A 21,171-nucleotide genomic window follows, 5' to 3' on the forward strand; every position below is an offset into this window, starting at 1 on the left:
GGAGAGAACATGTCTGGATTTAAAGAAGGTTTTCTGTGGGGCGGTGCGGTAGCGGCGCATCAGCTGGAAGGCGGCTGGAAAGAGGGCGGTAAAGGGGTGAGCGTCGCCGACGTCATGACCGCAGGCGCACACGGCGTACCGCGCGAAATCACGGATGGCGTCCTGCCAGGGAAAAACTATCCCAACCACGAGGCGATTGATTTCTACCATCGTTATAAAGACGACGTTCAGCTGTTTGCCGAAATGGGCTTCAAGTGTTTCCGCACCTCCATTGCCTGGACGAGGATCTTCCCGCAGGGCGATGAGCAAGAACCTAACGAAGCCGGCCTGCAGTTTTACGATGACCTGTTCGACGAGTGCCTGAAGCACGGCATTGAGCCGGTGATTACGCTCTCCCACTTCGAAATGCCGTACCATCTGGTGACGGAGTACGGCGGCTGGCGTAACCGTAAGCTGATTGATTTCTTCGTCCGCTTTGCCCGGGTGGTGTTTACCCGCTACCAGCATAAAGTGAAGTACTGGATGACCTTTAATGAGATCAATAACCAGGCCAATTTCCACGAAGATTTTGCCCCGTTTACTAACTCCGGACTGAAGTATCTGCCGGGTGAAGACCGTGAGCCGGTGATGTATCAGGCAGCGCACTATGAGCTGGTCGCCAGCGCGCTGGCGGTTAAGGCCGCCCGCGAAATTAACCCGTCGTTGCAGGTGGGCTGCATGATCGCCATGTGTCCTATTTACCCGCTGAGCTGCGCGCCCAACGATATGATGATGGCGATGAACGCCATGCATCGCCGCTACTGGTTTACCGACGTTCACGTGCGCGGCAAATATCCGCAGCACCTGCTGAACTACTTCGAGCGCCGCGGTTTTAAACTGGATATCACCGAAGAAGACCGCGCGGCGCTGACTCAGGGCTGCGTCGATTATATTGGCTTTAGCTACTATATGTCGTTTGCCACGAAAGCAACGGATGACAATCCGCTGCTGGATTATGACGAAACCACCAGCCTGGTTTCCAATCCGTACGTGCAGAAGTCAGACTGGGGCTGGCAGATTGATCCGGTCGGGCTGCGCTACTCCCTGAACTGGTTCTGGGACCATTATCAGTTGCCGCTGTTTATCGTGGAGAACGGCTTTGGCGCCATTGACGTGCGCGAAGCGGACGGTTCGGTAGATGACCAGTACCGTATCGACTATCTCTCCGCCCATATCGCCGAGATGAAAAAAGCGGTTGTTGAGGATGGCGTCGACCTGATGGGCTACACCCCGTGGGGCTGTATCGATCTGGTCTCCGCAGGTACCGGCGAGATGAAAAAACGCTACGGGTTTATCTATGTAGATAAAGACAATGAAGGTAAGGGCACCCTGGCGCGTAGCCGCAAGAAATCTTTTGCCTGGTATCAGCAGGTTATCAGCAGCAACGGCGAAAAGCTATAAACAGCCCTAAAGCCCCATTCAGCCCCGCTTTCGCGGGGTTTTTTTATTTTGTTTTATACTGGCTCAGGCAGCGTAAAGCATTTTGGTTGATCCCGGTCAAACATATCGGCTATGGCGTAAAAGGAAAAAGGCGGTATAATCCGGCGATTTTTTTTGTGGCTGCCCCTCAGAGGAGAAAGAGAATGAAGATCGTGGAAGTGAAACACCCACTCGTCAAACACAAGCTGGGCCTGATGCGTGAGCACGACATCAGCACCAAACGCTTCCGTGAACTCGCCTCAGAAGTTGGCAGCTTACTGACTTATGAAGCCACCGCCGATCTGGCGACTGAAAAAGTGACCATCGAAGGCTGGAACGGCCCGGTAGAAGTTGAGCAGATCAAGGGTAAAAAAATTACCGTTGTGCCGATTCTGCGCGCGGGTCTGGGGATGATGGAAGGCGTGCTTGAGCACGTGCCAAGCGCGCGCATCAGCGTGGTAGGCATCTATCGTAACGAAGAGACTCTTGAGCCGGTTCCTTACTTCCAGAAGCTGGTATCCAATATCGACGAACGAATGGCGCTGGTGGTTGACCCGATGCTGGCAACCGGCGGCTCGATGATCGCCACCATCGACCTGCTGAAAAAAGCCGGCTGCTCCAGCATTAAGGTGCTGGTTCTGGTGGCCGCGCCGGAAGGTATCGCCGCGCTGGAGAAAGCGCATCCGGACGTTGAGCTGTATACCGCGTCCATCGACCAGGGCCTGAACGAGCACGGATACATTATTCCGGGGCTCGGCGATGCCGGCGATAAGATTTTTGGTACGAAATAAACGATGAAGTAGAAAAAGCCGACTTTAAGAGTCGGCTTTTTTTTGAATAAAACACACCAACAGCAATCAACAAACGACTCTCAGAGGAAAATGCCATGACGCGCCGTGCTATCGGGGTGAGTGAAAGACCGCCGCTTTTACAGACAATCCCGCTTAGTTTGCAACATCTGTTCGCCATGTTTGGCGCAACGGTACTGGTGCCCGTTCTGTTTCACATCAATCCGGCCACGGTACTGCTGTTTAACGGCATCGGAACGCTGTTATACCTTTTCATCTGCAAAGGCAAAATCCCGGCTTATCTGGGATCGAGCTTTGCGTTTATTTCTCCGGTACTGCTTCTGCTACCGTTGGGCTACGAAGTCGCTCTCGGCGGCTTTATCATGTGCGGCGTGCTGTTTTGCATCGTCTCCTTTATTGTCAAAAAAGCCGGCACCGGCTGGCTTGATGTGATGTTCCCCCCGGCGGCGATGGGTGCGATTGTTGCGGTTATCGGGCTGGAGCTGGCGGGCGTCGCGGCGAATATGGCCGGTCTGCTGCCCGCAGAGGGGCAATCGCCGGACAGCAAAACCATCATCATTTCGATGGTGACGCTGGCGGTGACGGTCTTCGGTTCGGTGCTGTTCCGCGGTTTCCTGGCGATTATCCCGATTTTAATCGGCGTCCTGGTTGGCTACGCGCTCTCCTTCGTAATGGGCGTTGTCGATACGACGCCCATCGCCGAGGCTCACTGGTTCGCGCTGCCGACCTTCTACACCCCGCGCTTTGAATGGTTTGCGATTTTCACCATTCTTCCAGCCGCGCTGGTGGTGATCGCCGAGCACGTTGGGCATCTGGTGGTAACGGCCAATATCGTCAAAAAAGATCTGATCCGCGATCCGGGCCTGCATCGTTCAATGTTTGCCAACGGTCTCTCCACGGTGATCTCCGGCTTCTTTGGCTCCACGCCGAACACCACCTACGGCGAGAACATTGGCGTGATGGCGATTACCCGCGTTTACAGTACCTGGGTTATCGGCGGCGCGGCGATCATCGCGATTCTGCTCTCCTGCGTCGGCAAGCTGGCGGCGGCGATCCAGATTATCCCGCTGCCGGTAATGGGCGGTGTCTCTCTGCTGCTGTACGGAGTGATTGGCGCATCGGGTATTCGCGTGCTGATCGAATCAAAAGTCGATTACAACAAGGCGCAGAACCTGATTCTGACCTCCGTCATCCTGATTATCGGCGTGAGCGGTGCAAAAGTGCATATCGGCGCCGCCGAACTGAAAGGCATGGCGCTGGCGACGATTGTTGGCGTCGGCCTGAGTCTGATCTTTAAACTGATCGGCGTATTGCGTCCGGAAGAGGTCGTTCTCGACGCTGCCGATAGCGAAGAAGCAAAACATTGATCCTTATACCGGGCGGCGATCCTGCCCGGTTCTCTCCTTGCGTATTTCTGTGCTAAACTCTCCGCGTTTTTCTGAAAGCCTATGTTGAGGTCCATCTGAACGCACCGGCACAGCTCTCTTTGCCACTGTATCTTCCCGATGATGAAACTTTCGCAAGTTTCTGGCCGGGTGGTAACCCTTCTCTTCTTGCCGCCCTGCAAAATGTGCTGCGGCAGGAGCATAGCGGATACATCTATATCTGGTCACGCGAAGGGGCGGGGCGCAGCCATCTCCTGCACGCAGCATGCGCGGAACTTTCCCAGCGCGGTGATGCGGTGGGCTATGTGCCGCTGGATAAACGGACGTGGTTTGTTCCTGAAGTGCTGGACGGAATGGAGCAGCTATCGCTGGTTTGCATCGACAATATTGAATGCGTGGCGGGCGATGAGCTGTGGGAAATGGCGATTTTCGACCTCTACAACCGCATCCTCGAATCCGGTAAAACCCGGCTGCTGATCACCGGCGATCGACCGCCGCGCCAGCTCAAGCTGGGCCTGCCGGATCTTGCCTCGCGCCTCGACTGGGGACAAATCTACAAGCTGCAGCCGCTATCGGATGAAGATAAGCTCCAGGCGCTTCAGCTGCGGGCGAGGCTGCGCGGCTTTGAAATGCCGGAAGACGTCTGCCGGTTCCTCCTCAAGCGCCTGGATCGTGAAATGCGCTCGCTGTTTATGACGCTCGATCAGCTCGATCGCGCCTCTATTACCGCCCAGCGCAAGCTGACCATTCCTTTCGTCAAAGAGATCCTCAAGCTGTAGCGGGCCGCGGCTTCCGAAGCCAACCGCGGCTGGATGATGCTAGTTAACGATCTCCAGTACCTGCTCCGGCGGGCGGCCGATACGGGCCTCGCCGTGGCTGACGACAATAGGACGCTCAATCAGTTTTGGATTATCGATCATTGCCTGGATCAGCGCATCTTCGCTGAGCTGCGGATTAGCGAGATCCAGCGATTTATAGAGATCTTCTTTCTGGCGCATTAACTCGCGCGCGCTGGCCATCCCTAACATCTTCAGCAACTGGCGCAGCGTGGCGGCATCCGGCGGCGTCTCCAGATAGAGCACCACTTCAGGGTAGATACCGTTAGCCTTCAGCAGGCTCAACGTGTCGCGGCTCTTGGAGCAGCGCGGGTTGTGATAGATTTTGACCGTATCGGACATGAGATCTCCTTACATTTTCTGGTACGGTTTAAAGCGTTGCTGCAGCTGGCGCAGCTGATCGATACGCGCATCGTAGCGGGCCTGCTGTAAGCTGCCTAATTTCACCTGCGAGCTGGCGCTGCTGAGCAGGGTAATCGCCTGATCGAGGCGGCCTACCAGCGCCATCCCTTCTGCTCTGGCAGCCAGCTCCTGATCGCGATTGCCCAGTTTGGCTTCCGCCTGCGCCAGCAGCTCCCAACCGTTGATGTCATCTCTATTATTAAAGGTGTAGCGGTTAAGGATATTCGCGGCTTCCGCCGGTTGTCCTCCTTCCAGCAGGGCGTTGGCGAGGTTGAGCTGCAGCACCGGGTTGGTGCGCAGTTCGCGAGCGCTTTTCAGGCGGTTAATCGCGTCTGTCGCTCTTTTTTGCCCGAGGTCGATATCGGTGGCCAGGTCGAGATACCAGGCGTTCTGCGGTTCTGCGGTCAGCAACGGCTGTAGCGTTTTGCGCGCCAGATCGTAGTTGTTGTTGCCCATTGCCAGCAGAGCGCGACCGTACTGGGCGGCGTGCTGTTCGCGAATATTGCCTTTTTCCCAGCTGCTCAGCAGGTCATTGCCCAGCTTATTATCGCCGGAAGTGTACATACCGAGCGTTCTGGCTTTCGCCAGATAGAAGTCAGCTGAGGACTGTGCGACAACCGGGCGCATTTGATTCGCGCGGTTGCGGGCGTCGGCAAGCCGGCTTTCCGGCAGCGGGTGCGTCAGCAGCATTTCCGGCGGACGGGTGGAGTAGCGCGACTCGTCGAGCAGTTTTCCCATAAACGCCGGCATCGCCTGCGGGTCGAACCCAGAGCGCTGAAGGACCTGAATACCAATGCGGTCGGCCTCTTCTTCGTTTTGACGGGTAAAGCTGATCATTCCCTGCTGGCTACCCGCCAGGGTACCGGTCAGCGCGGCCATACCGGCCTGCGGGCTGGCCATCGCCAGAAGAATTGAACCCAGCGCACCGACCCAGGTGAGCGGGGCGTTACGCTTTTGGTCTTCCATGGCGCGGGCAAGGTGGCGCTGGGTAACGTGAGAAATTTCGTGCGCCATGACCGATGCCAGCTCGCTTTCGTTATCCGAGTAGCGGAACAGGGCCGAGTGCAGCACCACGTTGCCGCCGAAGAAAGCAAAGGCGTTAATCTGATCGTTATTGATTAAATAAAAGTGGAACGGGGTGCGCACGGAATTGGCGTGCGAGACCAGGCGCATGCCTAAACCGTTAATATATTGCACCAGCAGCGGGTCATTAATTAACGGCGCACTGCCGCGCAGCTGGCGTACATAGTAGTCTCCCATCTGCATTTCCTGGCCGATGGAGAGCGTGCTTCCTGCGGAGGTGCCCATGTCCGGCAGGGTGTCTGCGGTGTCGGCAAAAGCAGGTAATATTGAACCCAGCGTCAGCGACGCTATGACGGTCGCCACCAGCGTTTTCTTCAACTGCCTGAACATAACCTCTGTCCTGTAATGTAGGTGTGCCAGTTTGACCGATTGTGCGGCGTAATGTTCCCTGACCGCAAGCAGGTTCAGCGAGTTTAGCCGTCGTTCGCGGCGTTGCAAATATGATATTCACCCGGTCATTAATGTTTGTGGTTTTACCCATAAAAAGCGAAGTCTTTTTTGTGACATTTCGATACAATTCCTGAGATTGTTACAGCTTTGCTCTTCAGGGAAGGGTTTTATGCTTCAGATGTTAATGCAGTGGTACCGTCGACGGTTCAGCGATCCGGAGGCGATAGCGCTGCTGGTCATTTTGCTGGCCGGGTTCGGCATTATGTTTTTCTTCAGCGGCCTGCTGGCGCCTTTGTTAGTGTCGATTGTTCTGGCCTATTTGCTGGAGTGGCCTACCGTCAGACTGGAGCGTATCGGTTTTTCACGTACCTGGGCCACGTCGGTTGTGCTGATTCTGTTCGTCGGTATTCTGCTCCTGATGGCGTTCGTGGTGATGCCTGTTGCCTGGCAGCAGGGTATTTATCTGATTCGCGATATGCCGGGAATGCTGAATAAGCTTTCCGATTTCGCCGCCACGGTGCCGCGCCGTTATCCGGCCTTAATGGATGCCGGGATTATCGACGCGATGGCGGAGAACATGCGCAGCCGGATGTTAACCGTCGGCGATTCGGTGGTGAAATATTCGCTGGCCTCCCTGGTCGGGCTGCTGACGCTGGCGGTCTACCTGGTGTTGGTTCCGCTGATGGTTTTCTTTCTGCTGAAAGATAAAGAGCAGATGCTTAACGCCGTGCGCCGGGTGCTGCCGCGCAACCGCGGCCTGGCCGGGCAGGTGTGGAAAGAGATGAACCAGCAAATTACCAACTATATCCGCGGTAAGGTGCTGGAGATGATCGTCGTCGGCGTGGCGACGTGGATTGGCTTTATCCTTTTTGGCCTTAACTATTCGCTGCTGCTGGCGGTACTGGTCGGATTCTCGGTATTAATTCCCTATATCGGCGCCTTTGTGGTCACTATTCCGGTGGTGGGCGTGGCGTTGTTCCAGTTTGGCGCGGGCACCGAGTTCTGGAGCCTGTTTGCGGTTTACCTGATTATTCAGGGGCTGGACGGCAACCTGCTGGTGCCGGTACTGTTCTCGGAAGCCGTTAACCTGCATCCGCTGGTCATTATTCTGTCGGTGGTGATTTTCGGTGGTCTGTGGGGATTCTGGGGAGTGTTCTTCGCGATCCCGCTGGCGACGCTCATCAAAGCGGTGGTGCATGCCTGGCCGGATGGCCTGATAGTGGAAGACGAGCATTAGCGCGAAGCCGCAAAGAATGGCCTAAAAAAAGACGCCGGGCGATGACCCGGCGTCTTGCGTTTACTCGTGCGTCAGGCGTTTTCTTTCAGCCAGTTCAGCACCACGTCGTGGTGATTGCTGGTTTTGAAGTCATCAAAAACATGTTCGATTTTGCCATTGGCATCGATGAGGAAGCTAATACGATGAATACCGTCGTAGGTTTTCCCCATAAAGGTTTTTTCACCCCAGATACCGAACTGCTCGCACACCTGATGATCTTCATCAGACAGCAGAGTGAAGTTCAGCAGCTCTTTTTCGGCGAAACGGGAGAGTTTTTCTGGTTTATCCGTACTGATTCCCAGAACTTCAACGCCTGCTTTTTTCAGGTCGTCCATATTATCGCGTAAACCGCACGCCTGTACGGTGCAGCCCGGGGTCATGGCTTTGGGATAAAAATAAACCAGAACACGCTGTCCCTGGAAGTCGGTCAAATTTACTTCCTCGCCGTCCTGGTCCGGTAAGCTAAATTTCGGTGCAATATCACCGGCTTTCAGTGGGTTCATCACTCAAACTCCATCCTGTTCATCATGCTGTGAATAATTAACGATGTTAATACTGCCTTGTGCATTCAGTTCTGTACATAGGGCTTTGAACGCTTGTTCGATATTTGATGCATTTTGCGTAGTCGGGCTGTGGGCGGTGATTTGAATAAAAAGCTGTGCTGAATCGTCGTTCGCTCCCGGCTGAGTACGGGAAACCAGTTCGGCAATGTTCATTTTCCACGTATCGCACAGAGCCGTGAATCGCTCAATGATGTGCGGTGAATCCGGCACCTCAACCTGAACCCAGACGCTATTCTGCATCGCCTGCGGCGGCCTTGCGGTTGTACGCTTCATCACGATAAGCAGATCCAGCTCGGCGCCTTTCAGCGGCAGAGTTGATTCAATCAGGTTAATTGCATTCCATGAACCGGAAAGCAGCATGATAAACGTAAACTCATCGCCAAGCATGGCCAGCCGACTGTCTTCGATATTACAGCCGCAGCTGCTGACGTGACGAGTGATCGTATTCACGATGCCTGGGCGGTCAGCACCCAACGCGGTAATAACCAGATAGTGTTGTAATGAGGCTGTCAAACCTGTTCTTCCTTTAAAAAGGTGAGGTAACGTTAGGAAAGCATAAAAAAAACCGGCATACAACATCCCTGATGGCATCGGCTCTCTTGCTTTTATTGCGGCACCAAACGTAACATTGAGAATCTTGTCCCACTTATGCTCTGAGGATGGCCCATGTTTACGGGAAGTATTGTAGCGCTTGTCACGCCGATGGATGAAAACGGCAACGTTTGCCGGTCAAGCCTGAAAAAACTGATTGATTACCATGTCGCCAACGGAACCTCGGCGATTGTTTCGGTAGGTACTACCGGAGAGTCCGCAACATTGAGCCATGAAGAGCATGGTGACGTGGTCATGCAGACGCTGGAACTGGCCGACGGGCGTATCCCGGTCATTGCCGGTACCGGTGCTAATGCAACCGCAGAGGCGATTAGCCTGACTAAAAGATTTAACGATAGCGGCGTGGTTGGCTGCCTGACGGTAACGCCTTATTACAACCGTCCGACTCAGGAAGGACTCTTCCAACACTTTAAAGCTATCGCAGAACATACTGACCTGCCGCAAATTCTGTATAATGTGCCCTCCCGTACCGGTTGCGATATGCTGCCTGAAACCGTTGGTCGTCTGGCGGAAATCAAAAATATTATCGGTATTAAGGAAGCGACGGGGAACTTAAGCCGGGTTCATCAGATCAAAGAGCTGGTTTCAGATGACTTTATTCTGCTGAGCGGCGATGACGCGACCGGAATGGACTTTATGCAGCTAGGCGGCCATGGCGTGATTTCCGTAACGACAAACGTTGCGGCGCGTGAAATGGCCGAGATGTGCCGACTGGCGCTAGCAGGTCAATTTGCCGAAGCTCGTGCGATTAACCAGCGTCTGATGCCATTGCATACCAAATTATTTGTCGAACCCAACCCTATCCCGGTCAAGTGGGCCTGTAAGGCGTTGGGTCTTGTGGCGACCGATACGCTACGCCTGCCGATGACCCCGATTACCGAAAACGGTACGAAGGTTGTTACCGCAGCGCTGAAGCATGCCGGTTTGCTGTAAAGTTTAGGGAGATTTGATGGCTTACTCAGTACAGAAGTCGCGCCTGGCGAAGGTTGCGGGTGTTTCGCTGGTTCTACTCCTCGCGGCCTGTAGTTCTGACTCGCGCTATAAGCGTCAGGTGAGCGGCGACGAGGCCTATTTGCAGGCTACGCCGCTTAGTGAACTTCACGCGCCAGCAGGTATGATTCTGCCGGTTCAGGTGGGTGATTATAATATTCCGGTTGCGACCAGCACCGGTAATACAGGCAAAGCGCTGGATATTCGTCCGCCAGCCCAGCCTCTGGCGCTGGTCAGCGGCGCGCGCACGCAGTTTAACGGTGATACCGCAACGCTGATGGTGGAAAACGGGCGCAGCGGTTCGCTGTGGGCGCAGGTGGCAAGCATCGTGCAGTCGAAAAACTACACTATCGCTAAACGCGACGATGCCAGCCAGACGCTGAATACCGACTGGGTCGAATGGAATCGCCTCGATGAAGACCAGCAGTATCGTGGTCGCTATCAAATCTCAGTTAAACAGCAGGGCTACCAGCAGGCGGTGATCGTGAAGCTGGTGAATCTGGAGCAGGCAGGTAAACCTGTTGCCGATCCGGCTTCGCTGCAGCGCTACAGTACCGCCATGCTGAACGTCATTTCCGAAGGTCTGGATCTGAACGCGACCAGCGCGCAGAACGCCGCGCAGAAAAATGCCGGGGCAACCTTCGACGTGCAGAGCGGGGCTGATGATACCGGTCTGCCGATGCTGATCGTTCGCGCACCGTTTAATCTGGTATGGCAACGCCTGCCGGGCGCGCTGGAAAAAGTGGGTATGAAGGTAACTGATAGTTCTCGCTCTCAGGGTAACTTGTCCGTGACCTATAAACCGCTTTCCGACAGCGGCTGGACCGATCTGGGCGCTCGCGACCCACAGCTGGTGTCCGGCGATTATAAACTGCAGGTCGGGGACCTCGATAACCGCAGCAGTCTGCAGTTCATCGACCCGAAAGGCCATACTCTGACGCAGTCGCAAAATGATGCCCTGGTTGCCGTATTCCAGGCCGCATTAAGTAAGTAATTAACAGGGCTGGAGCAATCCGGCCCTTTTTAATGTATAGTGACGCAAACGTGTGCGTCGGCAGAAAAGCACAAATTTTTATCGTTAATCATCACTGGAGTGACAAAGATGCAAAAGCAAGCTGAGTTGTATCGTGGTAAGGCGAAGACGGTATACAGCACCGAGAACCCGGATCTGTTGATACTCGAATTCCGTAACGATACGTCAGCAGGGGACGGCGCTCGCATTGAGCAGTTCGATCGTAAAGGCATGGTGAACAACAAGTTCAACCATTTCATTATGAGCAAGCTGGCGGAAGCGGGTATCCCGACCCAGATGGAAGCGCTGTTGTCCGATACCGAGTGTCTGGTTAAAAAGCTGGATATGGTGCCGGTGGAGTGCGTGGTACGTAACCGCGCTGCCGGTTCGCTGGTGAAACGCTTAGGGATTGAAGAGGGCATCGAGCTGAACCCGCCGCTGTTCGACCTGTTCCTGAAGAACGACGCCATGCACGATCCGATGGTCAACGAATCCTACTGCGAAACCTTTGGCTGGGTGAGCAAAGAGAACCTGGCGCGTATGCAGGAGCTGACCTACAAAGCTAACGATGTGCTGAAAAAGCTGTTTGACGATGCGGGCCTGATCCTGGTGGATTTCAAGCTGGAATTTGGTCTGTTCAAAGGCGAAGTGGTGCTGGGGGATGAATTTTCTCCGGACGGCAGCCGTCTGTGGGATAAAAAGACCATGGATAAAATGGACAAAGACCGTTTCCGCCAGAGCCTCGGCGGCCTGATTGAAGCCTACGAAGAAGTCGCTCATCGCCTGGGCGTGAAGCTCGACTAATCCCCTACGCCAGGAGAAGTTTTCTTCTTCTGGCGCTCTTCTTGCTGTTTCCTGTGGTAATCCTTCGCTGAACCGCCTACGATCTTATTCATTGGTTAATATGATGAATTGAGGTGCTTATGCGCTGGCAAGGACGTCGCGAGAGCGACAATGTTGAAGATCGTCGTAGTCAATCTGGTTCGCCAATGGGCGGCGGGGGCGGTTTTCGTCTCCCCAGCGGCAAAGGCGGCATTGTGCTGCTGATTATTGTTCTGGTGGCGGGCTATTACGGCGTCGATTTAACCGGCATGCTGACCGGCGAGCCGGTATCTCCGCAGCAAACCACCACCCAACGCTCCATCAGCCCGCAGGATGAAGAAGCCGCAAAATTCACTAAGGTGATTCTGGCGGACACGGAAGATACCTGGGGAGCAATATTTAAAGATATGGGCCGCCAGTATCCGCAGCCCAAACTGGTGATGTACCGCGGCGCGACGCGGACCGCCTGCGGTACCGGTCAATCCGTTATGGGGCCTTTTTACTGCCCGGCGGACAGCACGGTGTATATCGACCTGTCATTCTACGATGAGATGAGAAACAAGCTTGGCGCCGGCGGCGATTTCGCACAGGGCTACGTTATCGCCCACGAGGTTGGCCACCACGTACAAAAGCTGCTGGGTATTGAATCGAAAGTGCGTCAGCTACAGCAAAACGCTTCGCAGGCGGAAGCGAATCGCCTGTCGGTGAAAATGGAACTACAGGCGGACTGCTTCGCTGGCGTCTGGGGCTACAACATGCAGAAGCAGGACTACATGGAGACCGGCGACCTCCAGGAAGCGCTGAATGCCGCAGAGGCGATTGGCGACGATCGCCTGCAGCAGCAGAGCCAGGGGCGGGTGGTGCCGGACAGCTTTACCCACGGAACGTCGCAGCAGCGCTATACCTGGTTTAAACACGGCTTCGATAGCGGCGACCCGGCGCAGTGCAACACCTTCGGCAATGCGCTGTAATGCTCTTCTGTCATGGATGAACTGCGTCGTCTGACGGCGCAGATGGCGCGCGAAGGCATTCGTCGTCTGCTGGTTCTCAGCGGCGACGATGCCTGGACTCAGCTTCAGGCGCAACAAATACGCACAGCGCTGGCCGGAGACGGACTGTGGGTTGGCCCACAGCCGATGCCTGCGCCGTACGTCCCGCCTGCAGATCTGAGATCGCTGTTGGGCCGCGAATACCAGCACGCCTTTTTCGATGCCCGCGCGGGCTTTGATGTTGCCGCTTTCGCCGCGTTAGCCGGTACGCTACGCGCCGGTAGCTGGCTGGTATTGCTCACCCCCGACTTCGCCCAATGGCCGGCCCGTCCTGATGCGGATTCCCGGCGCTGGAGCGACGCTCCCGATCCCATACCCACGCCGAACTTTGTTTATCGTTTTTGCCAACAGATTGTTGCGGATAAAGCGTCCATTCTCTGGCGGCAGGGCCATGAACGGGTCGTACCCGTATTTCCCGAGCGCCCGCGATGGCATTTCGCCGATGGTCATCCGCAGGCGGAGCAGGCCGCCGTTCTTGCCGAACTGGCCGATTTCCCCCCCGGTATTGCCGCGTTGACCGCCGAACGCGGGCGAGGGAAGTCCGCTCTCGCGGGAATGCTTCTCCGCCAGCTAAAAGGTGACGCCATCGTTACCGCGCCGGCGCGCGGAGCGACGGAGGTGATGGCGGCTTTCGCCGGGGAGAGCGTTAACTTTATGGCGCCCGATGCATTACTGGCGTCCGGACGTCAAGCGGGATGGCTGATAGTCGACGAGGCTGCCGCCATCCCCGGGCCGCTGCTGCGCCAGCTTGTTTCCCGTTTCCCGAGAACGCTGCTGATCACCACCGTTCAGGGATATGAAGGGACCGGACGCGGTTTTTTACTTAAATTTTGCGCCAGCTTCGCGCACCTACGGCAGTTTAGCCTCACGACGCCCATCCGCTGGGCTAGCGGCTGTCCGCTGGAAGCGGCAATTGCACAGTTGCTGTTGTTCAATGATGAGACCTTCCAGCATGCGCCAGGCGGCGATATCGCGCTGGAGAACGTCAGCCAGCAGTGCTGGCGGCGGCAGCCTGCGTTACCGGAAGCGATGTATCAGCTGCTCTCCGGGGCCCACTATCGCACGTCGCCGCTGGATCTCCGGCGCATGCTGGATGCGCCAGGACAGCATTTTACCTGCGCCCATAGCGGCGAGCGCATCGCCGGGGCGTTGTGGCTGGTGGAGGAGGGCGGTCTTGAGCCGTCGCTTAGCCGGGCGGTATGGGCCGGCTATCGGCGTCCGCGCGGAAATCTGGTGGCGCAGTCGCTGGCGGCGCATGGCGGTAGCCCATTGGCGGCCACGTTGACGGGCCTGCGCATCAGCCGTATTGCCGTGCATCCGGCTCGCCAGCGCGAGGGGCTGGGGCAGCGGCTGGTGGCCCGGGCGGCGGCTCAGGCTGCGGACCGGGATTATCTCTCAGTCAGTTTTGGCTATACTCCCGAACTTTGGCGTTTCTGGCAAAGCTGCGGTTTTACGCTGGTGCGGCTGGGCACGCATCGGGAAGCCAGCAGTGGCTGTTACACCGCGATGGCGCTCTATCCTCTCAGCGAAGCGGGACATTGCCTGGCAAGCGAAGAAGCCCAACGGCTGCAGCGCGACGAATTCTGGCTGCGCGAGTGGCGAGATGAACCTGTGCCGCTGACGGCGCTGAAAGCGACTATTGTTACTGAAGAAGACTGGCTGGAGGTAGCGGGTTTTGCTTTTGCCCATCGTCCGCTGCTGACCTCGGCGGGTAGCCTCAATCGCCTGCTTATGCTGGTGGTGCTGCCGCTTCCGGCGCTGCGGGCCCGCCTGCAGCAGCAGGATGAGACCGCGCTTTGCCGAACGTTAGGTTTATCCGGACGGAAAGCGCTGCTGGCCAGGCTGCGCGAAGAGGCGGCGCAGGCGCTGCTCAGCCTGGATGAAAACCGCGCCAACGACCTGCGCCGGCAGGTTCAGATGTTGCAATTTTTTAACTAACTTCATCAGTTAAATGGCATGGTCATATTCCCTCCGCGGCGTAAACTTCCTTGCAGACATTAAGGAGAAAGCCATGAAACACGATCATTTTATCGTTCAAAGCCCCGCAACACCTGCACAGCAACTGCTGCTGCTGTTTCATGGCGTCGGCGATAACCCGGTGGCCATGGGGCAAATCGGTAGCTGGTTTGCGCCGCTCTTTCCCGATGCGCTTATCGTCAGCATCGGCGGCGCGGAGCCGTGCGGCCCGGCTCCGGGACGCCAGTGGTTTTCTGTCCAGGGCGTCAGCGAAGAAAATCGCCAGCAGCGCGTAGATGCGATTATGCCGACCTTTATTGAAACGGTGCGCTACTGGCAACAACAGAGCGGCGTCAGCCCGCAGGCGACGGCGCTGATCGGCTTCTCGCAGGGGGCGATTATGGCGCTGGAAAGCATTAAAGCCGAACCGGGTCTGGCATCGCGGGTGATTGCCTTCAACGGCCGCTATGCGACTCTGCCCGAGACGGCGACGACCGCGACCACGATTCACCTGATCCACGGCGGTGAAGATCGGGTTATCGATCTGGCGTGGGCGGTTGCGGGGCAGGAGGCGTTGCAGCAGGCCGGCGGGGATGTGACGCTGGATATCGTTGAGGATCTGGGGCACGCGATTGACGATCGCAGCATGCAGTTTGCTCTCGATCATCTGCGCTTTACCGTACCGAAGCACTATTTCGACGAAGCGCTCAGCGGCAGCACGCCGAAAGACAGCGATATTATTGAACTGCTATAAATAATAAACCCGGAGGCGGCGCGTTGCGCCTGTCCGGGCTACCGGCCCGCAGACGGGCTGTAAATCTGTAGCCCGGGCAAGGCGCGTTAAGCGCCGCCCACGGGATAAGAGCGCAGAGTGGAATCATTTCCCGGAGGCGATGCTGCGCACCTGTTAGGGCTACCGGCCCGCAGATGGGCTGTAAATCCGTAGCCCGGGCAAGGCGCGTTAAGCGCCGCCCCCGGGGAAAGGGAGCAGAGTGGAATCATTTCCCGGAGGCGATGCTGCGCATCTGTCCGGGTTACTTGACCCACAGACTGACTGTAAGCCCGTAGCCTCCTCAGCGATGCGCTACCGGGAAAACCTAACAAAAAAAGATGTTACTTCTTCTTTGACGGGTCGTTCTTCGGCCAGTCGTCATCGTCATCCCACTTATCATTGAAGTCGCGGTGCGGCGGCAGATCCGGTTTATTGTTGAGAAATTTTTTATGGTCAACGCGGGTAAGATCTTTAATCACGTTGATCATCACGCCCACCAAAAATACCAACACCAGGACCCACCAGTACTTCGATAGCCAATCCATGCGCTTACCTCTTCTCTATTGATGCCGTCAGGCGACCAGCTGCTCCATAATGCGTTGATACATCCGCGCCAGTAGCTGGAGGTCGGCGGCATTCACACACTCGTTTATTTTATGAATGGTGGCATTCACTGGCCCCAGTTCAACCACCTGCGCGCCCATACGCGCGATAAAGCGCCCGTCGGACGTGCCGCCGTTAGTCAGCAGCTGCGGTTTTATTTCATTATAGTGCTCAATAGCGTTAACCACCGCATCAACCAGCTTACCGCGGCTGGTCAGGAACGGCTGCCCCGAGAGCCACCAGTCCACGCTGTAGCGCAGTTCGTATTTCTCCAGCAGCGCCACGACGCGCGCTTTAATCATTTCATCGGTCAGCTCAGTGCTAAAGCGGAAGTTGAACTGGACGAACATGTCGCCGGGAATGACGTTGTTGCTGCCGGTCCCGGACTGCACGTTAGCGATTTGCATACTGGTCGGCGGAAAGAATTCGTTGCCCTTATCCCATTCGATGTTCACCAGTTCCGCCAGCATCGGGGCGGCGCGGTGGACCGGGTTATCGGCGAGATGCGGATAGGCCACGTGCCCCTGTACGCCGTGAATGGTCAGGTTGCAGGTCAGCGAGCCGCGACGGCCGTTTTTGACGACATCGCCGACGACTTCGGTGCTGGACGGTTCGCCGACCAGGCAATAATCCAGGCGCTCATTGCGCGCCATCAGCGCTTCAACAACCTTTACGGTACCGTTTTTGGCGCTGGCCTCTTCATCTGAAGTGATCAGGAAGGCCAGACGACCTTTATGATTCGGATACTGAGCCACAAAGCGTTCTGCCGCGACCACCATCGCCGCGAGCGAGCCTTTCATATCTGCGGCGCCGCGGCCAAACAGCATGCCGTCGCGAATGGTGGGTTCAAAGGGGGGGTTAATCCAGCGATCGGCGTCGCCCGACGGAACGACATCGGTATGGCCGGCAAACGCCAGCGTTTCCCCGCGCCCGCGCCAGGCCCAGAAGTTTTGGGTATCCCCGAAATCCATCGGTTCAACGGTAAAGCCAATCGCACGCAGACGTTCAATCATTAACGCCTGGCATCCCGCATCATCGGGGCTGAGGGAAGGGCGGCGAATAAGCTGCTGAGCCAGCTCAATGACCGGGCAAGACATAGACTACACCTCGTTAAACTGCTGATAACTTGATTCACTGAAACCCAGCAGCATAGGCTGACCGGGCGCGCAGAGCAATGGGCGTTTGATGATTGCCGGCATTTCCAGCATCAGTTTCGCCGCGGCGTCGGCGTTATTGATACCGGTGCGAACCGTTTCGTCCAGCTTGCGCCAGGTCGTACCGCGAGTATTGAGCAGCGCTTCCCAGCCGAGCTCGGCAATAAAGGTGTCTAATAAATTGCGATCCAGGCCATCGACACGATAATCATGAAAGCGATATTCTATCTGATGGGCTTCCAGCCAGCGACGGGCCTTTTTAATGGTGTCGCAGTTTTTTATCCCGTACATGGTGAGCATGATTAAACCTTTTCCGTTGAATTAAATGATTAGCTAAGAATCTTCCGAATATATAAACCCTGAATAAATAATACGTGAATTACATTAATAAATATCGTTTTTTCCCCGCCAGAGATATTTAACGTTACATTCTGGCTGTTTTTTGAGCGACTGGCCGTGACCAGTGCTGGTCATAAGGCGGCGCCAGGCGCTTCTGGCTGATGAACAAATGTTGCTAATTGTTGCTGTCGGTCACATTAAAATGCCCGGAATCGGGTCATAGTACTTACGAACGAAAGAAATCATTCCGCAGGGGGTAATTAGAGTTATCAGAACGATAGCGCAAACGCGCTTTTAACCATCAATGAATTTGCATAAAATCACCCATAATAATAAGAGAGGCTATTATGATTGAACATGAACTGGGGAACTGGAAAGACTTTATCGAAGGCATGCTTCGTAAATAGATTTCCGCAATAAAAGCATGGCGATTTCACAGGCAGAATAATAATGCAGTTGAAGCGACCACATCAAAAAGGCGACACATCCGGTCGCCTTTTCTGTTATTTGGCCCCGGCGACATATCGCCAGGGCGCATCCTGATTATTGCGGCCGTTCCTTGAGCGGGAAGCGACGACGCACCAGCACGAAAAACAGCGGTACGAAGAAGATTGCCAGCACCGTGGCTGAAATCATCCCGCCCATGACCCCGGTGCCAACGGCATGCTGACTGCCGGAACCCGCACCGGTACTGGTGGCCATCGGCAGCACGCCGAAGATAAACGCCAGCGAGGTCATCAGGATCGGCCGCAGACGCTGGCGACAGGCGGAGAGCGTGGCGGTAAGCAGGTCCTCGCCTTTCTGATTCAGCTCATTGGCAAACTCGACAATGAGAATGGCGTTCTTCGCCGACAGACCGATCACCGTCAGCAGTCCCACCTGGAAGTAGACATCGTTTTCCAGACCGCGCATCCAGGTCGCCAGCAGGGCGCCGATGACCCCCAGCGGCACCACCAGCATCACAGAGAACGGCACCGACCAGCTTTCGTACAGCGCCGCCAGGCACAGGAACACGACCAGCAGCGAAATGGCGTACAGCGCCGGAGCCTGCGCGCCGGAGAGGCGCTCCTGATACGACATCGCCGTCCATTCAAGGCCAAAGCCGTTTGGCAGCTGGCGGGCCAGCTCTTCCATAATTGTCATCGCGGTACCGGTACTGACGCCCGGCGCGGCTTCACCGACGATTTCTACCGCTGAATAGCCGTTGTAGCGCTCCAGACGCGGCGAACCGGTCTCCCAGCGGGAGGTGGCGAAAGCGGAGAAGGGCACCATCGTGCCGCTGCTGTTGCGTACGTACCACAGATTAATGTCGTCCGGCAGCATGCGATACGGCGCGGCCGCCTGAACATAGACCTTCTTCACGCGGCCGCGGTCCATAAAGTCGTTGACGTAGCTTGACCCCCACGCGGTCTGGAGGGTGTCGTTGATATCATCGATGGAGACGCCCAGCGCCTGGGCTTTGCGCTGATCGATATCCACCTGTAGCTGCGGGCTATCGTCAAGGCCGTTGTGGCGAACGCGGGTCAGCTGGTTATTTTTAGCGGCCAGCTCCAGTAGGGTATCGCGAGCGGCCATCAGCGCTTCGTGTCCGTTGCCCGCATGGTCTTCCAGTTCCATATCGAAACCGGCGGAACTGCCCAGGCCGCTGATGGCCGGCGGGCTGCTGGCAAAGACGCGAGCTTCTTTTATTTTATTAAACGCTTTGGTCGCGCGTTCGATGATAGCGAAAGAGGAACCGGTTGTAGGATCGCGTTGGTCCCAGTCCTTCAGGCGAACGAACATACGCGCTACGTTCTGTCCGTTGCCGCCGGGGCCGGAGCCGATGGTGGCGAACACCGATTCGACGTTTTGTTTTTCGTTTTTCAGGAAATAGTCTTCCGCCTGCTGGACCACCTTCAGGGTTTGCTGCTGGGTCGAACCGCTGGGCAATTGCACCGACGTGGTAAACATGCCGCGGTCTTCCAGCGGCAGGAATGACGTTGGCAGATGCAGGAACAGAAACACCATCCCCCCCAGCAGCAGGACGTAGATCATTATCCAGCGCAGCGAACGGTGAAGAATTTTGCCGACGGCGGTTTCGTAGCGGCTGGCGTTGCGGTTAAACGTGCGGTTAAACCAGCCAAAGAAACCCCGTTGCCCGTGGGTTTCGCCTTTATGCACCGGTTTGAGCAGCGTGGCGCACAGCGCCGGGGTAAGGATCATCGCCACCAGAACCGACAGCACCATTGCCGAGACGATGGTGATCGAGAACTGACGATAGATCGCGCCGGTGGTGCCGCCGAAGAAGGCCATTGGCACGAATACTGCCGATAGGACCATGGCGATACCGACCAGCGCACCCTGAATTTGCCCCATCGATTTTCGCGTCGCTTCACGCGGCGAGAGGCCCTCCTCGCTCATGATACGCTCGACGTTTTCCACCACCACGATGGCGTCGTCCACCAGCAGGCCTATCGCCAGCACCACCGCAAACATGGTCAAGGTGTTGATGCTGTAGCCGCAGGCGTAGAGGACGGCGAAAGTCCCCATTAGCACCACCGGAACGGCGATGGTTGGGATTAATGTCGCGCGGAAGTTCTGCAAGAACAGATACATGACGAGGAACACCAGCGCGATGGCTTCGAGCAGCGTTTTCACCACGTCGGTAATCGACGCCTTAACGAATGAGGTGGTTTCGTAAGCGACTTTATATTCCAGACCATGCGGGAAGTATTGCGACAGCTCGTTCAGACGGCTGATGACGCGTTCGGCGGTCGCCATTTCGTTTGCGCCAGAGGCCAGCTTAACCCCCAGCCCGGAAGCCGCCTGGCGGTTGTAGCGGCTGAGGTAATCGTATTTCTCCGCTCCCATTTCCACGGTCGCGACGTCGCCAAGGGTAACTTCCGAGCCGTCCTGATTAACCCGAAGGGTGATATTGCGGAACTGTTCCGGGGTTTGTAACAGCGATTGCGAATTAATTGTCGCGTTGAGCGCCTGTTTATCTACCGAAGGCGTACCGCCCAGCTGGCCGACGGCAATCTGCGCGTTCTGTGAAGAGATGGCATCGGTGACGTCTTTTGCCGTCATCTGAAAACTGTTGAGTTTGGCCGGATCGAGCCAGATACGCATCGAATACTGGGAACCATAGGCGTCAATGTCGCCGACGCCGTTTACCCGGCTGAGCGGGTCCTGAATGTTACTGGCGACGTAGTCGGCGATATCCTGTTTATCCATGCTGCCATCTGTAGAGACGAACGCAATCGTCAGGATGTTGGTGTCCCCGGTTTTACGCACCGTCACGCCCTGGTTCTGGACGGCCTGCGGGAGTTTACGCATCGCCGACTGCAGCTGGTTCTGCACCTGCTGGACGGCTTCGTCCGGATCGGTACCGGCGGTAAAGCTTAGCGTCACGGTGGCTTGCCCGGTGCCGCTGCTCTGGGATGACATGTACATCAGGTTGTCGAGGCCGGTCATATTCTGCTCGATAACCTGGGTAACGGTATTTTCCAGCGTTTGTGCTGAGGCCCCGGGATAGTTTGCTGCGATCCTGACGTTAGGAGGGGCAAGTTCGGGATATTGCTCAACGGGAAGCGACAAAATTGCGAGCGTACCGGTCAGGCATAACAGGATTGCCAGAACCCACGCAAAAATGGGGCGATCGATAAAAAAATTCGCCATCAG

The 21,171-nt window shown here is 56.2% G+C and carries 20 protein-coding genes; 12 read left to right on the forward strand and 8 right to left on the reverse strand.

The window, feature by feature from the left end:
• The first annotated feature begins 9 nt into the window (after nt 1-9).
• From ACSIPU_RS13170 to ACSIPU_RS13185, 4 genes are all read left to right on the forward strand, one after another.
• Nucleotides 10-1,440 (forward strand): 6-phospho-beta-glucosidase, encoded by a 1,431-nt coding sequence (locus tag ACSIPU_RS13170; RefSeq protein WP_024274547.1) that lies wholly within the window; start codon nt 10-12, stop codon nt 1,438-1,440.
• Between the two features lie 182 nt (nt 1,441-1,622).
• The gene (gene upp, locus ACSIPU_RS13175; RefSeq protein ID WP_004104429.1) at nt 1,623-2,249 is read left to right on the forward strand and encodes a uracil phosphoribosyltransferase; all 627 of its coding nucleotides are present in this window, start codon (nt 1,623-1,625) and stop codon (nt 2,247-2,249) included.
• A 95-nt stretch (nt 2,250-2,344) separates the two neighbouring features.
• A complete protein-coding gene (gene uraA / locus ACSIPU_RS13180; RefSeq protein ID WP_004104428.1) occupies nt 2,345-3,634 on the forward strand; it encodes a uracil permease in 1,290 nt (429 codons plus the stop codon).
• A gap of 95 nt (nt 3,635-3,729) precedes the next feature.
• Complete coding sequence (locus ACSIPU_RS13185; protein WP_227628680.1) at nt 3,730-4,431, forward strand: DnaA inactivator Hda; 702 nt, start codon at nt 3,730-3,732, stop codon at nt 4,429-4,431.
• 39 nt (nt 4,432-4,470) lie between these two features.
• Here ACSIPU_RS13185 and arsC read toward each other — a convergent pair whose 3' ends face one another.
• Together arsC and bepA are read right to left on the reverse strand one after the other, a co-directional pair.
• Entirely contained in the window at nt 4,471-4,830 is a 360-nt protein-coding gene (gene arsC, locus ACSIPU_RS13190) for an arsenate reductase (glutaredoxin) (protein ID WP_047720799.1), read from the reverse strand.
• 9 nt (nt 4,831-4,839) lie between these two features.
• Entirely contained in the window at nt 4,840-6,303 is a 1,464-nt protein-coding gene (gene bepA, locus ACSIPU_RS13195) for a beta-barrel assembly-enhancing protease (RefSeq protein WP_004114384.1), read from the reverse strand.
• Between the two features lie 229 nt (nt 6,304-6,532).
• Between bepA and ACSIPU_RS13200 the strand changes: the two genes are divergently transcribed.
• Nucleotides 6,533-7,600 (forward strand): AI-2E family transporter, encoded by a 1,068-nt coding sequence (locus tag ACSIPU_RS13200; RefSeq protein WP_004104424.1) that lies wholly within the window; start codon nt 6,533-6,535, stop codon nt 7,598-7,600.
• Nucleotides 7,601-7,671: 71 nt separating this feature from the next.
• Here ACSIPU_RS13200 and bcp read toward each other — a convergent pair whose 3' ends face one another.
• Together bcp and ACSIPU_RS13210 are read right to left on the reverse strand one after the other, a co-directional pair.
• Entirely contained in the window at nt 7,672-8,142 is a 471-nt protein-coding gene (gene bcp / locus ACSIPU_RS13205; RefSeq protein WP_004104423.1) for a thioredoxin-dependent thiol peroxidase, read from the reverse strand.
• Nucleotides 8,143-8,145: 3 nt separating this feature from the next.
• Complete coding sequence (locus ACSIPU_RS13210; RefSeq protein ID WP_004104421.1) at nt 8,146-8,715, reverse strand: glycine cleavage system transcriptional repressor; 570 nt, start codon at nt 8,713-8,715, stop codon at nt 8,146-8,148.
• Nucleotides 8,716-8,868: 153 nt separating this feature from the next.
• Between ACSIPU_RS13210 and dapA the strand changes: the two genes are divergently transcribed.
• From dapA to ypfH, 6 genes are all read left to right on the forward strand, one after another.
• A complete protein-coding gene (dapA, locus tag ACSIPU_RS13215; RefSeq protein ID WP_004104419.1) occupies nt 8,869-9,747 on the forward strand; it encodes a 4-hydroxy-tetrahydrodipicolinate synthase in 879 nt (292 codons plus the stop codon).
• A 16-nt stretch (nt 9,748-9,763) separates the two neighbouring features.
• Nucleotides 9,764-10,798: an outer membrane protein assembly factor BamC gene (gene bamC, locus ACSIPU_RS13220; protein WP_004104418.1), complete on the forward strand. Its 1,035-nt coding sequence runs from the start codon at nt 9,764-9,766 to the stop codon at nt 10,796-10,798.
• A 108-nt stretch (nt 10,799-10,906) separates the two neighbouring features.
• Nucleotides 10,907-11,620: a phosphoribosylaminoimidazolesuccinocarboxamide synthase gene (gene purC, locus ACSIPU_RS13225; RefSeq protein WP_004104417.1), complete on the forward strand. Its 714-nt coding sequence runs from the start codon at nt 10,907-10,909 to the stop codon at nt 11,618-11,620.
• A gap of 119 nt (nt 11,621-11,739) precedes the next feature.
• Nucleotides 11,740-12,609: a KPN_02809 family neutral zinc metallopeptidase gene (gene ypfJ / locus ACSIPU_RS13230; RefSeq protein WP_023321410.1), complete on the forward strand. Its 870-nt coding sequence runs from the start codon at nt 11,740-11,742 to the stop codon at nt 12,607-12,609.
• Nucleotides 12,610-12,621: 12 nt separating this feature from the next.
• Complete coding sequence (locus tag ACSIPU_RS13235) at nt 12,622-14,625, forward strand: tRNA(Met) cytidine acetyltransferase TmcA (protein WP_196557866.1); 2,004 nt, start codon at nt 12,622-12,624, stop codon at nt 14,623-14,625.
• Nucleotides 14,626-14,698: 73 nt separating this feature from the next.
• Nucleotides 14,699-15,397, forward strand: a complete 699-nt coding sequence (gene ypfH, locus ACSIPU_RS13240; RefSeq protein WP_023329903.1) for an esterase — start codon at nt 14,699-14,701, stop codon at nt 15,395-15,397.
• A gap of 359 nt (nt 15,398-15,756) precedes the next feature.
• Here the strand turns inward: ypfH and ACSIPU_RS13245 are convergent, their stop codons facing one another.
• From ACSIPU_RS13245 to ACSIPU_RS13255, 3 genes are read right to left on the reverse strand one after another with little or no spacing between them, the layout of a single operon-like run.
• A complete protein-coding gene (locus tag ACSIPU_RS13245) occupies nt 15,757-15,960 on the reverse strand; it encodes a YpfN family protein (RefSeq protein WP_004104407.1) in 204 nt (67 codons plus the stop codon).
• Between the two features lie 27 nt (nt 15,961-15,987).
• Nucleotides 15,988-17,115 carry a succinyl-diaminopimelate desuccinylase gene (dapE, locus tag ACSIPU_RS13250; RefSeq protein ID WP_004104405.1) on the reverse strand — a complete coding sequence of 376 codons (1,128 nt, stop codon included), beginning with the start codon at nt 17,113-17,115 and terminating at the stop codon, nt 15,988-15,990.
• Between the two features lie 3 nt (nt 17,116-17,118).
• Complete coding sequence (locus ACSIPU_RS13255; RefSeq protein WP_004104403.1) at nt 17,119-17,472, reverse strand: ArsC family reductase; 354 nt, start codon at nt 17,470-17,472, stop codon at nt 17,119-17,121.
• A gap of 386 nt (nt 17,473-17,858) precedes the next feature.
• On the opposite strand from ACSIPU_RS13255, the gene ypfM reads away from it, so the two are divergent.
• Nucleotides 17,859-17,918, forward strand: a complete 60-nt coding sequence (ypfM, locus tag ACSIPU_RS13260) for a protein YpfM (protein ID WP_100181659.1) — start codon at nt 17,859-17,861, stop codon at nt 17,916-17,918.
• 136 nt (nt 17,919-18,054) lie between these two features.
• On the opposite strand, the gene acrD is transcribed toward ypfM, so the two are convergent.
• Entirely contained in the window at nt 18,055-21,168 is a 3,114-nt protein-coding gene (gene acrD / locus ACSIPU_RS13265) for a multidrug efflux RND transporter permease AcrD (protein ID WP_004104401.1), read from the reverse strand.
• Nucleotides 21,169-21,171: the final 3 nt, after the last annotated feature.

Origin of the sequence: Klebsiella sp. HN106, from assembly GCF_051209435.1 — a bacterium.
Classification (GTDB): domain Bacteria; phylum Pseudomonadota; class Gammaproteobacteria; order Enterobacterales; family Enterobacteriaceae; genus Klebsiella; species Klebsiella oxytoca.

Bases quoted from the DNA above. Each gene is read 5' to 3' on its own strand.
- ACSIPU_RS13170 (WP_024274547.1), top strand. From the start codon at position 10: ATGTCTGGATTTAAAGAAGGTTTTCTGTGGGGCGGTGCGGTAGCGGCG.
- upp (WP_004104429.1), top strand. From the start codon at position 1,623: ATGAAGATCGTGGAAGTGAAACACCCACTCGTCAAACACAAGCTGGGC.
- uraA (WP_004104428.1), top strand. From the start codon at position 2,345: ATGACGCGCCGTGCTATCGGGGTGAGTGAAAGACCGCCGCTTTTACAG.
- arsC (WP_047720799.1), bottom strand. From the start codon at position 4,830: ATGTCCGATACGGTCAAAATCTATCACAACCCGCGCTGCTCCAAGAGC.
- bepA (WP_004114384.1), bottom strand. From the start codon at position 6,303: ATGTTCAGGCAGTTGAAGAAAACGCTGGTGGCGACCGTCATAGCGTCG.
- ACSIPU_RS13200 (WP_004104424.1), top strand. From the start codon at position 6,533: ATGCTTCAGATGTTAATGCAGTGGTACCGTCGACGGTTCAGCGATCCG.
- bcp (WP_004104423.1), bottom strand. From the start codon at position 8,142: ATGAACCCACTGAAAGCCGGTGATATTGCACCGAAATTTAGCTTACCG.
- dapA (WP_004104419.1), top strand. From the start codon at position 8,869: ATGTTTACGGGAAGTATTGTAGCGCTTGTCACGCCGATGGATGAAAAC.
- bamC (WP_004104418.1), top strand. From the start codon at position 9,764: ATGGCTTACTCAGTACAGAAGTCGCGCCTGGCGAAGGTTGCGGGTGTT.
- purC (WP_004104417.1), top strand. From the start codon at position 10,907: ATGCAAAAGCAAGCTGAGTTGTATCGTGGTAAGGCGAAGACGGTATAC.
- ypfJ (WP_023321410.1), top strand. From the start codon at position 11,740: ATGCGCTGGCAAGGACGTCGCGAGAGCGACAATGTTGAAGATCGTCGT.
- ACSIPU_RS13235 (WP_196557866.1), top strand. From the start codon at position 12,622: ATGGATGAACTGCGTCGTCTGACGGCGCAGATGGCGCGCGAAGGCATT.
- ypfH (WP_023329903.1), top strand. From the start codon at position 14,699: ATGAAACACGATCATTTTATCGTTCAAAGCCCCGCAACACCTGCACAG.
- ACSIPU_RS13245 (WP_004104407.1), bottom strand. From the start codon at position 15,960: ATGGATTGGCTATCGAAGTACTGGTGGGTCCTGGTGTTGGTATTTTTG.
- dapE (WP_004104405.1), bottom strand. From the start codon at position 17,115: ATGTCTTGCCCGGTCATTGAGCTGGCTCAGCAGCTTATTCGCCGCCCT.
- ACSIPU_RS13255 (WP_004104403.1), bottom strand. From the start codon at position 17,472: ATGCTCACCATGTACGGGATAAAAAACTGCGACACCATTAAAAAGGCC.
- acrD (WP_004104401.1), bottom strand. From the start codon at position 21,168: ATGGCGAATTTTTTTATCGATCGCCCCATTTTTGCGTGGGTTCTGGCA.